At 61.8% G+C, this 16,142-nt stretch carries 14 protein-coding genes and 1 tRNA gene; 2 read left to right on the plus strand and 13 right to left on the minus strand.

Annotated features, from left to right (window positions below):
* Positions 1 to 46 precede the first annotated feature (46 nt).
* Entirely contained in the window at positions 47 to 1,534 is a 1,488-nt protein-coding gene (locus AC30NL_RS13930) for an NAD(P)H-hydrate dehydratase (protein ID WP_489464596.1), read from the plus strand.
* A 144-nt stretch (positions 1,535 to 1,678) separates the two neighbouring features.
* On the opposite strand, the gene rnr is transcribed toward AC30NL_RS13930, so the two are convergent.
* Positions 1,679 to 3,931 (minus strand): ribonuclease R, encoded by a 2,253-nt coding sequence (gene rnr, locus AC30NL_RS13935; protein WP_489464620.1) that lies wholly within the window; start codon positions 3,929 to 3,931, stop codon positions 1,679 to 1,681.
* 25 nt (positions 3,932 to 3,956) lie between these two features.
* Between rnr and AC30NL_RS13940 the strand changes: the two genes are divergently transcribed.
* A tRNA-Leu gene (locus tag AC30NL_RS13940) sits at positions 3,957 to 4,041 on the plus strand.
* Between the two features lie 193 nt (positions 4,042 to 4,234).
* Here AC30NL_RS13940 and AC30NL_RS13945 read toward each other — a convergent pair.
* The 12 genes from AC30NL_RS13945 to hisS form a co-directional block, all read right to left on the minus strand.
* Positions 4,235 to 4,756 (minus strand): phosphoribosyltransferase, encoded by a 522-nt coding sequence (locus tag AC30NL_RS13945; protein WP_489464597.1) that lies wholly within the window; start codon positions 4,754 to 4,756, stop codon positions 4,235 to 4,237.
* Between the two features lie 51 nt (positions 4,757 to 4,807).
* Positions 4,808 to 6,148, minus strand: coding sequence for an adenylosuccinate synthase (locus tag AC30NL_RS13950; RefSeq protein WP_489464598.1), 1,341 nt, complete (start codon positions 6,146 to 6,148; stop codon positions 4,808 to 4,810).
* A gap of 50 nt (positions 6,149 to 6,198) precedes the next feature.
* A complete protein-coding gene (locus AC30NL_RS13955) occupies positions 6,199 to 7,362 on the minus strand; it encodes an ATP phosphoribosyltransferase regulatory subunit (protein WP_489464599.1) in 1,164 nt (387 codons plus the stop codon).
* A gap of 76 nt (positions 7,363 to 7,438) precedes the next feature.
* Positions 7,439 to 7,636, minus strand: coding sequence for a DUF2065 domain-containing protein (locus tag AC30NL_RS13960; RefSeq protein WP_489464600.1), 198 nt, complete (start codon positions 7,634 to 7,636; stop codon positions 7,439 to 7,441).
* On the minus strand, positions 7,633 to 8,538 hold the full coding sequence (gene hflC, locus AC30NL_RS13965) for a protease modulator HflC (RefSeq protein WP_489464601.1): 906 nt from the start codon (positions 8,536 to 8,538) through the stop codon (positions 7,633 to 7,635). The genes AC30NL_RS13960 and hflC overlap by 4 nt, the downstream gene beginning before the upstream one ends.
* 22 nt (positions 8,539 to 8,560) lie before the next feature.
* The gene (hflK, locus tag AC30NL_RS13970; protein WP_489464602.1) at positions 8,561 to 9,898 is read right to left on the minus strand and encodes an FtsH protease activity modulator HflK; all 1,338 of its coding nucleotides are present in this window, start codon (positions 9,896 to 9,898) and stop codon (positions 8,561 to 8,563) included.
* 2 nt (positions 9,899 to 9,900) lie between these two features.
* Positions 9,901 to 11,154, minus strand: a complete 1,254-nt coding sequence (gene hflX, locus AC30NL_RS13975) for a GTPase HflX (RefSeq protein WP_489464603.1) — start codon at positions 11,152 to 11,154, stop codon at positions 9,901 to 9,903.
* Between the two features lie 37 nt (positions 11,155 to 11,191).
* Positions 11,192 to 11,434, minus strand: coding sequence for an RNA chaperone Hfq (gene hfq, locus AC30NL_RS13980; RefSeq protein ID WP_489464604.1), 243 nt, complete (start codon positions 11,432 to 11,434; stop codon positions 11,192 to 11,194).
* Positions 11,435 to 11,578: 144 nt separating this feature from the next.
* Complete coding sequence (gene der / locus AC30NL_RS13985; protein WP_489464605.1) at positions 11,579 to 12,913, minus strand: ribosome biogenesis GTPase Der; 1,335 nt, start codon at positions 12,911 to 12,913, stop codon at positions 11,579 to 11,581.
* Positions 12,914 to 12,937: 24 nt separating this feature from the next.
* Entirely contained in the window at positions 12,938 to 14,068 is a 1,131-nt protein-coding gene (bamB, locus tag AC30NL_RS13990) for an outer membrane protein assembly factor BamB (RefSeq protein ID WP_489464606.1), read from the minus strand.
* Complete coding sequence (locus AC30NL_RS13995; RefSeq protein WP_489464607.1) at positions 14,065 to 14,748, minus strand: YfgM family protein; 684 nt, start codon at positions 14,746 to 14,748, stop codon at positions 14,065 to 14,067. Before AC30NL_RS13995 ends, bamB begins: the two co-directional genes overlap by 4 nt.
* Positions 14,749 to 14,777: 29 nt before the next feature.
* Positions 14,778 to 16,088 carry a histidine--tRNA ligase gene (gene hisS, locus AC30NL_RS14000; RefSeq protein WP_489464608.1) on the minus strand — a complete coding sequence of 437 codons (1,311 nt, stop codon included), beginning with the start codon at positions 16,086 to 16,088 and terminating at the stop codon, positions 14,778 to 14,780.
* Between the last annotated feature and the right edge of the window lie 54 nt (positions 16,089 to 16,142).

The following is a 16,142-nucleotide window of genomic DNA, read 5'->3' on the forward strand; positions in this document are numbered from 1 at the left end:
CCCAAAACGGAAAATTATTCCGGGCCATGTCCTAACGCTTTTCATCATGCAACGTGTTCTGCCACCACCTCGGTCACTCGCGCTGTTCGGCGCGCTGAACACGCGCGAGATCGAACGGCGCGCGGCAGCTGCGTTGCCCCCGCACACGCTCATGCGTCGAGCGGGCCTTGCGGTGGGACGGTTGGCACTGGCGATTGCACCGCATGCGCAGAGGGTGTGGATTTGCGCTGGGCCGGGGAACAATGGCGGCGATGGGCTGGAGGCTGCGATGCACCTCGCGGGCACGGGAAAGCGTGTGTCGGTCACGCTGCTTGGAGATGCATCTCGATTGCCGGACGACGCTCGCGATGCATACGTTCTCGCACAGGCGGCAGGCATTGCGATCGTCGATGCCCTTGATGTACCGACTGGTTTCGATGACGAGGATCTCATCATCGACGCGCTGTTGGGCCTCGGCGCAAGCCGTCCGCCCGAGGGAGCCATTGCCGAGTGCATCGCCCGTATGAACGCGCTCTCGGGCCGTACCCTCGCTATCGACGCTCCTTCAGGCCTGAATTGCGGCACAGGCCAGCCGCTAGGGGCGTCGGCCGTGCAAGCGACCCACACGCTGTCGCTTCTGACGCTGAAACCGGGATTGTTCACTGCGCGCGGCCGCGATCTTGCCGGTGAAGTCTGGTTCGACGACCTCGGGGTGGGCTTGCAGGATGATTCCCCCGATGCCTTTCTCATCGGCGCAGATCAAGCCGCGGCCACCCCGCGTGCTCACGCACAGCACAAGGGCAGCTTCGGCGACGTCGCCGTGGTGGGTGGCGCACGATCGATGTCTGGCGCGGCATTGCTTGCCGCACGCGCTGCGCTGGCCGCCGGAGCTGGCCGTGTCTACGCCAGCCTGCTGGACGAGCAAGCCCCAGCGCACGATGTGCTTCGTCCCGAACTCATGTTCCGCGCGCACTGGTGGCAAAGCCACCATGACGTTATCGCGGCCACCACCGCCGTTTGCGGATGCGGCGGCGGCGATGCAGTGCGCGAGCCGCTGCCGCGTCTGCTCAGCGCAAGCGCGCGCCTGGTGGTCGACGCGGATGCGCTGAACGCCATTGCGAGCGACGCGTCATTGCAAGCACTGCTCCGGGCCCGAGCGGACCGAGGGCGACCGACCATCATCACGCCACATCCGCTCGAAGCGGCGCGGCTGCTTGGCACGGATACGGGACAGGTGCAGGCCGACCGATTGACTGCCGCGCAAACTCTGACCGAACGATTCAGATGCGTTGTGCTGTTGAAGGGGTCGGGAACAGTCATCGCCGCACGCGGCGCGACGCCACGTATCAATTCAAGTGGCAATGCCGCGCTGGCCACTGCGGGGACCGGGGACGTGCTCGCAGGATGGATCGGTGGGTTGTGGGCCCAGCAATCGAAGCGAGAACCGCTGGCGATCGCGTGCGCCGCTGCATATGCCCATGGGGCAGCAGCAGATGCGTTCGGCGGTTCGACGCTCCTCGCAAGCGATTTGATCAAAGCCATGCGCCGCAGCTGAATCGCGTCGCAGGGCAATCCAAAACAAGGATCCGTGCATCCTGAGAGGCTGAGCCCGTCGAAGGAGCCCCCGCGGTCGACGTTCAAGTCAGATCGACGGTCCGCATGGCACGCATCGCTTGCCCAACCCACGAAATGGACGTTTTTATCGACGACGAGCCACCTTTGCCGACGACTTCCTCGCAGCAGCCTTCGCCGCGCGCACTGGATTCGCGTTAGCCCCCTTCCCCTTGCCCTTCGTCGCCGCCTTCACCGCGCGATCAGCCTCCTTCACTGCCGCGAGTTCTGCCACGGCCGAGTTCGACTTACCGACCAATCGATCGCGCCGTGCGCGAATCAAGGCTGCGTCCTCGTCGGTGTCACGCACCATGCGGAAGTCGATCTTGCGGCCGTCCAGATCCACACGACTCACCTGCACCCGAACCCGCGCGCCCACGACATAGCGAACACCTGTCCGCTCGCCGCGAAGCTCCTGCTTGACCTCGTCAAAGCGGTAATATTCGCCGCCCAGTTCGGTGATGTGCACAAGCCCTTCGACATACAGCGAATCGAGCGTGACGAAGAGACCGAAGCTCGTGACCGCGGTGACTGTTCCTGCATATTCCTCGCCGAGATGCTCGCGCATGAAGCGGCACTTGAGCCAGGCTTCGACGTCGCGCGATGCTTCGTCGGCGCGCCGCTCATTCGCGCTGCAATGCGCGCCCGCGGCCTCCCACACGTCACCCTCTGTCGTCACTGTCTTCGCTGGTTTCGCGCCTTTACGCACTTTGGGCGCATCTGAAATTTCACCGGTGCTGAGGTGATAGCGCTTGCCGTGCAGCAAGGCCTTGATCACGCGATGCACCAGCAAATCCGGATATCGCCGAATGGGGCTCGTGAAGTGCGTATAGGCCTCATAGGCCAGGCCGAAGTGCCCGCTGTTGATCGCGGTGTAGATCGCCTGCTGCATCGACCGAAGCAGCATGGTGTGGATCTGCATCGCGTCGGGCCGGTCCTTGGTCGCGTTCGCGATGGACTGGAACTCAGCCGGCGTCGGATCGTCGCCGATCGACAGGCCGAGCCCCAGCGACTTGAGGTAGTTCTGCAGTAACGTCTTCTTCTCGGGGGTGGGCCCTTCGTGCACGCGGTACAGCGACGGATGTTTGTACAGCGCAATGAAATCCGCCGAGCAAAGGTTGGCGGCCAGCATGGCTTCTTCGATCAGCTTGTGCGCCTCTGTGCGAACGCGCGGCACGATCTTCTCGATGCGGCCATTCTCGTCGCACACGATCTGCGTTTCGGTGGTCTCGAAGTCGATGGCGCCACGCTTGGTACGCGCCTTCAGCAAAGCGCGATACACCTCGTTGAGATTGAGCAAATCAGGCACGAGGTCCTTGCGACGCGCAGCCTCGGGGCCGCGCGTGTTCGCCAGGATCGCTGCAACTTCGGTATAGGTGAAGCGCGCGTGCGAGCAAATCACAGCAGGGTAGAACTGATAAGCATGCAGGTCGCCCGACGCGGTGACGAGCATGTCGCACACCATCGAGAGCCGGTCTTCGTTGGGGTTCAACGAACACAAGCCATTGGAAAGCTTCTCAGGAAGCATCGGAATCACGCGACGAGGAAAATACACTGACGTCGCACGCTCGTAAGCGTCTTCATCGATCGGCTCGCCCGGCTTCACGTAGTGGCTCACATCGGCGATGGCAACGATGAGCCGCCAGCCTTTCGAGCGCCCCACTTTTGCCGGCTCGCAGTACACCGCATCATCGAAGTCGCGCGCATCTTCGCCGTCGATGGTGACGAGCGGCACGTCGGTCAGATCGATGCGTTGCTTGCGATCGTTGGCTCGAATCTTGTCGGGCAGTTGTGCCGATTGCGCGAGCGTCTCCGGCGTGAATCGATGAGGCACCTCGTACTTGCGCACCGCGATTTCGATTTCCATGCCAGGGTCGTCGATTTCGCCGAGCACCTCGGTCACGCGTCCCATGGGCTGCGAATACAGCGAAGGTGCTTCCGTGAGTTCGATGGCCACCACCTGCCCCGAGGTCGCATTCGCGATCGCGTTCTTGGGCACCATGATGTCCTGCCCGTAGCGCTTGTCTTCGGGCGCCACCAGCCAGATGCCGTTCTCGTTCAAGAGGCGTCCGATGATCGGCACCTTGCGCCGATCCAAAATCTCCAGGATGCGGCCTTCGGGCCGACCTTTGCGGTCGTAGCGAATGATGCGGGCCTTCACTCGATCGCGATGAAGCACGGCACGCATTTCTTGCGGCGAAAGGTACAGATCGGGTTGCCGATCATCACGGATCAAGAATCCGTGTCCGTCACGATGACCTTGCACCGTGCCTTCCACTTCACTCATCAGCTCTGCGCCGACGTTTGGGGTGGGATTTTGGAATGATGATGTTTTTTTGATGATAGAATCCAAGACTTCCTGAGATGCCCAGGTGGCGGAATTGGTAGACGCACTAGTTTCAGGTACTAGCGGGTAACTCCGTGGGGGTTCGAGTCCCTTCCTGGGCACCAAGAAATAAACAAGGTCGCAAGTATGCGGCCTTTTTTATTGGTTAATCGAAATGCCATGACGGCATCGAAGACGATAGTTCGAGACATCGAACTACATTCCGCTCGCACCGCCCCTTCAGCACCTCGCAATGGGGCCCCTTCGCAATCGAAGTGCGCACGCAGCACTTCGATGCTCATTGCTCGACCGCAGCGATCAAATCACAAACTTCTTTGCGAGTCCTGCGGGCCGCAGGTCGTCGTACTCTTCGAAGGGCTGATGAATCCATGGGCTCGTGGGCAGCAACTCAACGAAATAGTCGGGTGTATAGGTCGACACGCCCTTGGTCCAGATGACGGCAGACTTCAGTTCGCTGATCGCCGGCATGCCACGCAGCCGATCGACCACGGCGCGCAGCGTGATGCCCGAGTCAGCAAGGTCATCAACCAGCAGCACCCTGCCCGCCAGTTCACCCTTGGGCAGCGTGATGTACTTCGCCATGTCCAGGCGACCCTGGATGGTGCCGGCCTCTGCCCGATATGAGCTCGTCGACATGATGCCCAGGGGCTTGTCAAAGACCCTCGACAGCACGTCCCCCGGCCGCATGCCGCCACGGGCGAGACACAGAATCTGATCGAACTCCCAACCAGAGGCATGGACCTTGAGCGCGAGGCGCTCGATCAGCATGTGGTATTCGTCCCACGACACATACAGGTGCTTGCCATCATCGGTCAGCATCGAGACTCCTTCAATTGATCGCCATCTTCGCCGTGAAGCATCGAATGCAACTCAGGCCTTGTACGGATGTCGCAACAAGATCGTGTGGTCACGATCCGGCCCCGTCGACACCATGTCGACCGGTGCGCCAATGAACTCCTGCACACGTTCGAGGTACTTGCGGGCGTTGACGGGCAGCTTGTCCCACTCGGTGATGCCGGCAGTTGTCTCCGCCCAACCAGGGAAGGTGTCGTAGATCGGCTTGCAGGCCACGATGTCGTCGGCGTCCAGGGGCAGGATATCGATGCGCTTGCCGTTGAGCTCATAGCCGACGCAGACCTTGATCTCCTTCAAGCCGTCGAGCACATCGAGCTTGGTGATGCACAGACCCGAAATGCCGTTGATGATGATCGAGCGCTTGAGCAATGCAGCATCGAGCCAGCCGCAGCGACGCGGGCGCCCTGTGACGGTGCCACGCTCCTGCCCCACCACCGACAAGTGATTGCCAACGGTACCGGGCTCGTCCATCGGCAGCTCAGTCGGGAACGGGCCGCTGCCCACGCGCGTCGTGTACGCCTTGGTGATGCCCAGGATGTAGTGCAGTTGGTCGGGCCCCACGCCGGCCCCCGCCGAGGCATTGCCGGCCACGCAGTTGCTCGACGTGACGTACGGATAAGTGCCGTGATCGATGTCGAGCAAGGTGCCCTGCGCACCCTCGAAGAGGAGGTTCGCGCCGGCACGATTGGCGTTGTGTAAGATGTAGCCGACGTCGGCCATCATGGGCTTGAGCTGCTCGGCCACCTTCACCGCATGATCGAAGATCGGCTGGAATTCGACCGGCTTGGAATGCAGATAGCCCGAAAGCGCAAAGTTGTGCAGATCAAGCAGCTCACGCAGCTTCTTCGCAAAGCGCTCTGGATGCTTGAGGTCTTGCACCCGCAATGCACGACGTGCCACCTTGTCTTCGTAGGCCGGGCCGATGCCCTTGCCGGTCGTGCCAATCTTGCCCGCACCGCTGGTCTCGCGCAGCGCCTCGCGCGCCTTGTCCACTTCCACGTGAAAGGGCAGGATCAGCGGGCACGATTCGCTGACGAACAGGCGCGAACGCACTTCGACGCCGATGCCTTCCAGCCGCTCAATCTCGGCCAGCAGATGAGTCGGATCGACAACCACGCCGTTACCTATGTAGCAGGCCACGCCGTCGCGCATGATGCCCGAGGGAATAAGCTGCAGCGCCGTCTTCACGCCTTTTATGACAAGCGTGTGCCCAGCGTTGTGACCACCCTGGAAGCGCACCACGCCTTGCGCATGATCGGTCAGCCAGTCTACGACCTTGCCTTTGCCTTCATCACCCCATTGTGTGCCGACGACGACCACGTTGCGGCCAACATTCTCCGCCTTCGATGCTTGCATGTCTTGTCTCAAAGTTCCGAGTCTAAATTTGGGTTCGGGATGGCGCCGCGTCAAAGCGCGCGCACCACCCACTGGTCGCCGGCGGCGACGAGTTCGCGATCGCAGTCGAATTCCTGGCCTTCGTGCTCGTGACCCGGCAGGATGCAGACCACTGTTTCTCCTTGTTCGCGCAATTGCCGCACCGCCGATCGCAGGGCATCCGATTCACCCCAGGGAGCCCGAATGGCGGCTGCCATGCGGTGTGTCGGCACGAGTGCCGCCAACTCCTTCAAGTCAAGACTGAAGCCCACCGCAGGGCGGTTGCGCCCGAAGGCGGCCCCCACCTCGTCGTATCGTCCGCCGCGGGCGATGGCGTCGCTGCAACCATCGGTGTAGATCGCAAAGCGTGCACCGGTGTAGTAGGCATAGCCACCGAAGTCGGCAAGGTCGAACCCTACACGGACTTCCGGGTGGGCTTGATGAACACGGCCGGCGAGTGAGCGCAGGTCGGCGATCGCAGCGCGAACCAAAGGCTGCGCGGGCAGTTCGCGTTCGGCGACGTCGAGCACCTCCATGCCACCATAAAGGCGCGGCAGGATCGCGAAGCCCTTGCGAATTGCTTCCGGCAAATCGGCAGTGAGCTCGACAATGCCGACGGCGTCTTTGCCGGCCAGCGCCGCAATGATCGATGCCTCACGGTCCTGATCCACTTTGAGGCCGTCCAGCAGTCCGCGCAAGATTCGAGCATGACCCAGGTCGAGGGTCACATTCGTGATTCCCGCACTGCGAAGACAATCAAGGGCCAGGTCCTGAATTTCCAAATCGGCTTCCAGGCCGGCGTGTCCGTAAGTCTCGGCGCCGAACTGCAATGGCTCGCGGGTTGCATACAAACCCGATGGACGCGTCAGCAGCACCGGACCGCAATAACAAAGGCGTGCCAGCCCTTCGCGATTAAGCAGATGGGCGTCAATGCGTGCCACCTGGGACGTCGTGTCTGCGCGAACGCCGAGCGTCCTGCCGCTCAGTTGATCGACCAGCTTGAAGGTTTTGAGATCGAGCTCGCGCCCGGTACCCGACAGCAACGATTCAAGATGCTCCAAGAGCGGCGGCATCACCAGCTCGAAACCGTAGGCGCGTGCCACGTCGAGCAACCCTCGCCTCAACTCTTCGATGTGTCTAGCCTGCGCGGGCAGGACATCGGCAATGTGCTCGGGCAAGAGCCAAGCAGACGACATGGGGAATCACCGGGGGGTTAAAAGCGGCATTGTACCGGGGTGCCGCGCAAATCAAACCGCTGCAAGAAACCGCGAATCAATGCCAAAACACATAGAGCGTCGCAAGACCGGCCAGCATGCTCGACAACCCAAGGAACCGAAGCTGAGAATCGGTCAGCCGAGTGGCGCGCTCGAATACGGCTCGCCACAGGCGAGGACTGAAAAATGGCAATAGGCCCTCGATGACGAGCATCAGCGCGAAAGCGCCGATCAGGAGATCCTGAGCCCCGATCACTTCTTGCCAGCGGGCGTTGTCGCCGGTGCCGGCCCGGCGCTGCCACGCATGACCTTGAAGAATTCGCTGTTCGGATCGACGACCAACACGTCAGCCTTCGTCCGGAACGTCGCACGGTAGGCGCCCAAGCTCCGATAGAACGCAGCGAATTGCGGGTCGCGCCCGAAGGAATCGGCGAAGAGCGCTGAGGCCTTGGCATCGCCCTCACCTTGCACCTTCTGGGCATCACGGTAGGCCTCGGCGACGATCACTTCGCGTTGCCGGTCGGCATCGGCACGAATCTTCTCGCTGTCGGCCGCACCCGTCGAACGTAACTCGTTCGCGACGCGCTTGCGCTCCGACTCCATGCGACGATAGATCGAATCGGTAATGTTGGCCGAGAAGTCAACGCGCTTGATTCGCACATCAACGATCTCGATACCGAAAGCTTTCGCCTCGTCAGCCAAACGCCCGCGCACGTCTTGCATCACCTTCTCGCGCTCAGTGGCCAGCATGGCCCGCACAGTGCGCTTGGTGACTTCCTCATTGAAAGCCGCCTGCACGATGGGACTCAGGCGGATTTCCAAGTTGTGCATGTCCGCCGTGTTGTTCCGGATGAACTGGCGCGCGTCGATGATGCGCCACTTGATAAGCCAGTCAATAACGAGGCTCTTCTTTTCTGCTGTGAAGATCGGGCGCGTTTCGGTCGGGCTGTCCAGCGTCTGGATTCGCCGATCGAGGAACACCACGTTTTGCAACGGCGGCGGCAGCTTGAATTTGAGCCCTGGCTGGGTGACCACTTCCTTGATCTCGCCCAGCGAGTAGATGACGGCAAATTGCCGCTGATCCACGATGAATAGTGTCGAGAAAAGAATCATAAGCACGACCAGCGCGCCTGCAACGTAAAAGCCAATGCGGTTCATGTTGTGTTCGTCCCCAATGGTCTCAGCGGCCTTCGCGGTCACGACCGCGCTGGTTGTCGCGCGAACGCACGTCGACTGTTCCGGCGGGCGGGCTGGCGGAGTCAGGGGCAGGCACGATCGACGGTGCAGTCACGGGCACACCCGCCTGCTGCATCAGCTTGTCAAGCGGCAGGTACAACAGGTTGGAGTTGTTGCGGATGTCTACGAACACCTTGGTGACGCTCGAGTACACCTGTTGCATGGCATCGATGTACATCCGGTCGCGCGTGACGGCCGGCGCCTTCTTGTACTCGTCGAGCACGCGGTTGAAACGCTGTGCGTCGCCTTCGGCCTGGGCGATGACGCGAGACTTGTAGCCTTCGGCTTCCTCGCGCAGGCGCGCCGCCGTGCCCTGGGCCTTCGGGATCACGTCATTGGCGTAGGCCTGACCTTCGTTCTTGAGGCGCTCGCGGTCGGCGCCTGCCTTGAAGGCGTCGTCGAAGGCCGCCTGCACTTGCTCGGGCGCCTGAACGTTCTGCACATTGACATTGGAGACGATGATGCCGGCGTTCAAGCGATCGAGCTGCTGCTGCACCGACTTCACGAGATCGCTGGCAATCGCATCGCGCTGCTCGTAGAGCACCTGGTCCATGTTGCTCTTGCCGACGATTTCGCGGATGGCGGACTCTGCAGCCAGCACCACTGCGTCTTCCGGATCCTTGTTCTCGAAGAGGAAGGCGCGTGCATCCTTCAGGCGGTATTGCACGGTGAAGCGGATGTCGACGATGTTCTCGTCTTGCGTGAGCATCGAAGAGTCGCGCAGCCCGGTGGCCGGCACCACCGTGTTGCGACCAACCTCTTTGGAACGTACCTGCGTCACCGGCACAGTTTCATGCGCCTGGAACGGATAGGGCATGCGCCACTGCCATCCGGCGTTGACCGTGGTGGTGTACCTTCCGAAGGTGGTGATCACGGCCTGCTGGCCTTCCTGCACGATGAAGAGACCACTGCCGAGCCAGATCATCGCGACAACTGCCACGATGAGACCCACGCCGATGCCCGCGCTCTTCATGTCGGGCTGGAAGTTGTTGCCCCCGTCGCCGCCGGACCCGTTGCCGCGCGGACCACCGCCCTTGCCGCCGAACAGGCCGCTGAGTTTGCGGTTGAAGTCACGCCACAGCTCGTCGAGGTCGGGCGGGCCGTCCCCGCGACCGCCAGTGGCGAGATCGATGTGGCCTGCAGGCGCATGCCGATGCGAGAGCCGAGCGTAGCCAGCACGCAGCGCACCGCCGATCAGAGCGCGGGCCGCGCAGACCGCGCCGGTCAGGCGCACTGCGGCGCTCGTGGGCGTGCCGTCAATGGCACCGAGTGAACGTCTCATGGTCATGAGTGGGAGTGTTGTGTTCCGGTAGGACGCAAATCGCCTTCGACGTCGACAGCCAAGGCGTCGCCGTCGTTTGAAGAGGCTGCCGCAGCCGTATTCAAGCTCAGGCGCTCGGCGAGGGTTCCATCGATCGCCTGAGAGATGATCTGCTTGAGCGCATCGAGGCCCTGCCCGGTCAAGGCGCTGACAAAGACCCGTGGCACGCGAACGCCGCCGTCGAGTTCGAGCACGTCGACCGAAGATCGCGGACGCTGCGTCTCCTCAAGCTTGTCGAACTTGTTGTAGACCAGCACCTGGTGAATGTCGCCCGCGCCGATGTCTGCGAGCACGCGCTGAACTTCGGCCATCTGATCGGCCAGAAGGGGCGTCGACGCATCGACCACGTGCAGCAACAAGTCGGCGTCCGCGGCTTCCTGCAGCGTGGCCTCGAAGGCTTCGACCAGCTTGTGAGGCAGGTCGCGAATGAAGCCCACCGTGTCTGACAGCGACACCGATCGACCCACGTCTTCGAGGTAGAACTGGCGTGTGGTCGTGTCGAGCGTGGCAAAAAGCTGATCGGCCGCGTAGCTGCGCGCCTTCACCAGCCCATTGAACAGCGTCGACTTTCCCGCGTTGGTATAGCCCACGAGCGAGACGCGAAAGGTCTGGTTGCGCTCGCGCTGACGACGCTGCGTGCTGCGCTGCTTCTTGACCTTGACCAGTCGCTCTTTCACGGCCTTGATGCGCTCGCCAATCATGCGGCGATCGAGTTCTATCTGCGCCTCACCCGGGCCACCGCGTGTGCCGATACCGCCGCGTTGACGCTCCAGATGGCTCCATCGGCGCACGAGGCGCGTCGAAAGGTACTGAAGCTGCGCGAGTTCGACCTGCAGCTTTCCCTCGTGGCTCTGCGCACGGGCCGCAAAGATTTCAAGGATGAGCATGGTCCGATCGGCCACAGCAACACCAAGGTGGCGCTCGAGATTGCGTTGCTGAGCGGGCGACAGGGCTTGGTCGAAGAGCACAGCCTCAGCTTGATGGCCCAGAACCAGCGCCTTGATTTCGTCGGCCTTGCCCGAGCCGATAAAGAGCGCCGGATCGGGCGCCTTGCGCTTGGCAATGACACGGGCCACGACCACGTCGCCAGCCGACTCGCACAATAGCGCGAGCTCATCCAGCGTCGGGTCGAAATGACCGGAACGACCCACGTCCACGCCGACCAGGATGGCGCGCGGAGGCCCGACCGGACCCTGAGTTGAATTCGCCGAACTCAAAGTCGAGACTGCCCAGAACCCGAAGGCATCACGGTATTCAGGTCTGTTCCGGTGATTCGGCCGCGTGGAAGTTCACTGCGCGGCCTGGTACCACGGTGGAGATGGCATGTTTGTAGACCATCTGTGTGACGGTGTTTCGCAGGAGCACCACGTACTGATCGAAAGATTCGATGTGGCCCTGCAGCTTGATGCCGTTCACGAGGTAAATCGAGACCGGTACATGCTCCTTGCGCAGCAGGTTGAGAAAGGGGTCTTGTAGGAGTTGGCCCTTATTGCTCACGATTAACACCTTTCTTCGTTTGAAGGCTCAATGCACACAGACAGTACACCCTGAAATCCGGGGCTTGTCCATGCTCAAAAGTTCCAAGAGTGATCACGTTAACACAGGGTTCCTTTCTGTCGAACCCCTTGATCCGAAAGTCCTTCAGGAATTCTTCTCGTCAAAAGGATTTTTCCCGGACTTCATTTCGATGCGCAGGGGGGTACCTACGAGTTTGAAGTGTTCGCGGAATCGCCCTTCGAGGAATCGTTTGTAAGAGTCGGTCACGTGTTCCAGTGAGTTTCCATGCACCACGATCACAGGGGGACTCATCCCACCCTGGTGCGCATAACGCATTTTCGGTCGGAACATGCCCGCCCGTTTAGGCGCCTGGTGCTCCACCGCCTCTTGCAGCAACCTGGTGAGCACAGGCGTGGACATCTTGCAGGTGGCCGAGGCGTGGGCGTCGGCAATTGCCTTCCACACCGGGCCCAGGCCCTGCCGCTTGATGGCCGAGATGTTCAGGATGGGCGCGAACTTCAGGAAAGAAAGCCGCTGCTCGATTGATCTCTGCAGTTGCTGCTTTTGGTAGTCGTCGACGGCATCCCATTTATTGATGGCGATCACCACTGCGCGGCCACTGTCAAGGACGTAGCCGGCGATGTGTGCATCTTGTTCGCTCACTCCAAGCGTAGCGTCCAGGAGCAGCAAGACGACGTTCGCGCCGGCGATGGCCTGCAGCGTCTTCACCACTGAGAACTTCTCGATTGCCTCAAAGACCTTGCCTTTGCGGCGCAGGCCTGCGGTGTCGATGAGCTGAAACTTCTGTCCGTTGCGCTCGAACGGGACACTGATCGCGTCACGAGTCGTGCCGGGCATGTCGAAGGCAACGAGGCGCTCTTCACCCAGCCAAGTGTTGATGAGCGTGCTCTTGCCGACATTCGGCCGGCCCGCGACAGCCAGGCGGATCGGAGCCCCCTCTTCCGGCCCTTCGTCTTCCTCGTCAAAGATGAAGTCTTCAAGCGCCGCTTCAGTGAGGCTTCGAATGCCCTGACCGTGCGCAGACGAGATCGGATGTGGCTCGCCCATGCCCAGTTCATAGAACTCGGCGAGCAGCGGCGACTCCTGCATACCTTCGGCCTTGTTGACCGCGAGGAGCACCTTCTTGCCCACGGTCCGCAAGTACTTCGCAATATCGTGGTCCTGGGCGGACATGCCGCCGCGCACGTCTACGACGAAGATCACCGCATCGGCTTCGGCCACGGCTTGGCGCGTCTGCTTGGCCATCTCCTTGACGATGCCTGTCGTGCAGTCGGGCTCGAAGCCGCCGGTGTCGACAACGATGAACTCGCGGCCACCCAGGCGACCATCACCGTAGTGGCGGTCGCGAGTGAGCCCGGCGAAGTCGGCCACGATCGCGTCGCGGCTTTTCGTCATGCGATTGAAAAGCGTCGATTTGCCGACGTTGGGACGCCCGACGATGGCGATGACTGGTTTCATCGTGAGCGATTCAGGATTGCAGACTTATTCGGCGCGAAGGGCAAACAAACCTCCATTTCGCGTCACGACGAGCAAAGTGCCACCAGCGATCACTGGCGCTGCCGCGACAGGGCTGCCGTCGGTATTCACGCGCAGAAGCGTATCGCCCTTGTCCCGCGACAGAAAGTGCACAACGCCTTCGGCGTCGCCGAAGATCAACGCCTTGGGCGTCGCCAAGGGTGCGCTGAGGCCACGGTACAAGAACTTATCAGACTGCCACGCCACTTCGCCCGTCGCCATCTTCCAGGCAGTGATGCGGTCGGTGGCATCGGCACCGTAGGCAAATTGCTCGTCGGCGGCGACCCCTTCGATACCGCCCAGCGGTTTGCTCCAGTTGAGAGTGCCGCGTTCAGCGTTCACACATCCCACCGCTGCCTGGAACGAGCGCACGCAAACCACATCGCCGACACGGGCGATCGGCGCCACCAGATCGGCCAATCGCTCGACCTCGTTGGTGCCGCGGGGCGATCCGATCACGATCTCCCAGCGCACATCGCCATTCTTCGGATCGAATCCCGCCAGACGCGACCCCTGCCCCGCCAGCAGCGTGTCCTTGTAAGCAGCGACAACCCCGCCTTGGGCGAGGGTGAGCGGATCGGTCGGGCGCTGCACGGCCCACAGCTTGCTGCCGTCCAGCGCATCGAAGGCTTGCACGCTGCGGTCGCCACCGAGGATGAACACACGCTCACCTGCCACGAGCGGCGCGGTGGTAACACGCATGTTGAGCGGCCTGCGCCACAGCACCCGGCCGGCTTCCAGTGTCACCAGATCGCCATCTCGGGTGATCACAGAAGTAAAGCGACCGTCGCTGCCGACCCCTGCACCGAGCTTCGCGCCGGCGGTGCCCTTCCAAAGTTCACGGCCAGTATCGGCTTCGAGCGCAAGCACGGTGCCGTCATCGCCCGCCACGGTGAACACACCGGGGCTGACCGCGACCGACAGAGGAAACTTCACGCTGTCGACGCGCTGATTCCAGACCACACGACCATTGAGTTGCGGCGTGAAGGACTCGAGCGCCGTCGACTTGGGCTTCTCGGGACCACCAGCACAGCCCGCGAGCACCGCCACCAGGGAAGCGCCCAACACCGTCATTAGAAGCTTGCGTGTGGCCTTCATTTTGCCAACTCCGGCACTGCTGCGGCCGGCTTGTCAGTCTCGGGCGCGGCACCCAGTGCGGTCAGCTTGGCCTCGATCAGCCTGCGGTATTCGATCTTCGGATCCATGTCCTTCCAAGCCTTCAGATACGCCGCCTTGGCATCGTCCTTCTTGCCCTGGGCCATCAGGATGTCACCGCGGCGATCGGCCACCAGCGCCTCGAATTCCTTGCCGGTTGCACCATCGAGTTGCTTGAGCGCTTCGTCGTACTTCTTCTGGTCCATGAGGATGCCCGCGAGGCGAATGCGTGCGAGGGCCTGGTATTCGGTTTCATTGGCGTTCTCTGCCACCCACGCGAGCGTGGCCCGGGCATTGTCGAGCTGGCCCTTGTCGAACTGCACCTTGGCAAGCGTCATCGCGCCCTGCTCCGCAAACGCGGTGCGCGGATAGCGGTCTTTCAGCGGGATGAACAGCGCTGCGGCACGGTCGGCATCGCCGGCCTGCGCGGCCTTGTCCATTTCATCAAACATCGCGCCCGCCTTGGCGGCCTGATCGGCCTGGTACCGATTCCAGAAAATCCAGCCGGAGCTTGCAGCGAGGACGATGATCACCACCCACGTGATCAGGTTGCCATACTGATTCCAGAAATGCTTGATCTGGTCTAACTGCTCTTGTTCTTCGAGGTCGAGATGGGTGGCCATGGACAAAAGGCTTTCTGTGGAAGGCGCGATTATGCGTTGAGGAGTTCAGCGGCCCAGTTGGCGGCCTCCGCCAGCGGCAGACTGCGTTGCGGCGTCTCAGGATTGCGCAAGTCTTTGAGCGACGCTTCTCCGCGCGATAGTTCGTCGCCGCCGAAGATGAGTGCATACCTGGCACCGCTCGAATCGGCGCGCTTGAACTGCGATTTCATGCTGCCTCCGCCTGCGTGCATCAGCACCGACACACCCGCCGCGCGAAGCTTCTCGAGCACGAGCATGACTTGCGGCGCGGAATCCATCGAAGTGACCACGGCATAGGCTGTCGGCGCGGAGCTCGGAACCGTCAATGCGAGTTCCTGGATGAGCAACAACAGGCGTTCGATGCCCAGGCCGAACCCCACCGCAGGCGCGGGCTTGCCGCCCAGTTGCTCAATGAGTCCGTCATAGCGTCCGCCACCGCAGACGGTGCCCTGCGAGCCGAGCTGGTCGGTGACCCACTCGAAGACCGTCAGGTTGTAATAGTCCATGCCGCGCACGAGTCTCGTGTTGACGCGGTATTCGAGGCCGGCCGCGTCGAGGATCGCGCGCACGGCATTGAAGTGGGCCAGTGAAGCCTCGCCGAGGAAATCGATTAGCTTGGGCGCGGCTTCGACCATCGGCTGCATCACTGGATTCTTGGTGTCAAGAATGCGAAGCGGATTGCTGGTCAATCGGCGCTGCGAATCGACATCGAGGACGCCCTTGTGCTGCTCGAAGTAAGCGACGAGCGCATCGCGGTGTGCCTTGCGTTCGAGTGGCTGGCCGAGGCTGTTGATTTCGAGCCGCACATGCCTGCCTTCGACGAGCCCGAGTTCGCGCCACAAGGTGCGCACCATCAAGATCATCTCCGCATCGACGTCCGGGCCTGCAAAGCCCATCGCTTCCACGTCGAGCTGGTTGAATTGCCGATAGCGACCCTTTTGCGGCTTTTCGTGGCGGAACATCGGTCCCATGGTCCAGATGCGCAGCGGGCCGTTGTAGAGCGCGTTGTGCTCGATCATTGCGCGCACAATGCCGGCGGTAGCCTCGGGGCGCAGAGTGAGCTTGTCGCCGTTCATCGAGTCAACGAAGGAATACATCTCCTTCTCGACGATGTCGGTCACCTCGCCCAAGCCGCGCACGAACAGCGCCGTCGGCTCGACGATGGGCGTGAGCAGGTTTTGATAGCCGTAGCGGCCTAGCACCGAACGAACGGTCGTCTCGAACCATTGCCACAACGCGGAGTCGGGCAGTTTGTCAGTGCGAGGCACGCTCGGCGGGAGGATGTCATTCATGCCTTTGACGGCACGCAGAATTTCAGCCATTGCTTGAGTCGTTGTGTGTATTGCCCTTCTCCGTTGGGAAGGGCTGATGTAATG

Source organism: Rhizobacter sp. (assembly GCA_021153565.1).
Taxonomy (GTDB): Bacteria; Pseudomonadota; Gammaproteobacteria; order Burkholderiales; family Burkholderiaceae_C; genus Albitalea.

What these genes read in the sequence shown, in the direction of transcription:
- hflC (WP_489464601.1), bottom strand. Translation starts at nt 8,538, where the DNA reads ATGAACCGCATTGGCTTTTACGTTGCAGGCGCGCTGGTCGTGCTTATG.
- hisS (WP_489464608.1), bottom strand. Translation starts at nt 16,088, where the DNA reads ATGGCTGAAATTCTGCGTGCCGTCAAAGGCATGAATGACATCCTCCCG.
- AC30NL_RS13995 (WP_489464607.1), bottom strand. Translation starts at nt 14,748, where the DNA reads ATGGCCACCCATCTCGACCTCGAAGAACAAGAGCAGTTAGACCAGATC.
- AC30NL_RS13950 (WP_489464598.1), bottom strand. Translation starts at nt 6,148, where the DNA reads ATGCAAGCATCGAAGGCGGAGAATGTTGGCCGCAACGTGGTCGTCGTC.
- AC30NL_RS13945 (WP_489464597.1), bottom strand. Translation starts at nt 4,756, where the DNA reads ATGCTGACCGATGATGGCAAGCACCTGTATGTGTCGTGGGACGAATAC.
- hflK (WP_489464602.1), bottom strand. Translation starts at nt 9,898, where the DNA reads ATGAGACGTTCACTCGGTGCCATTGACGGCACGCCCACGAGCGCCGCA.
- bamB (WP_489464606.1), bottom strand. Translation starts at nt 14,068, where the DNA reads ATGAAGGCCACACGCAAGCTTCTAATGACGGTGTTGGGCGCTTCCCTG.
- AC30NL_RS13955 (WP_489464599.1), bottom strand. Translation starts at nt 7,362, where the DNA reads ATGTCGTCTGCTTGGCTCTTGCCCGAGCACATTGCCGATGTCCTGCCC.
- der (WP_489464605.1), bottom strand. Translation starts at nt 12,913, where the DNA reads ATGAAACCAGTCATCGCCATCGTCGGGCGTCCCAACGTCGGCAAATCG.
- AC30NL_RS13930 (WP_489464596.1), top strand. Translation starts at nt 47, where the DNA reads ATGCAACGTGTTCTGCCACCACCTCGGTCACTCGCGCTGTTCGGCGCG.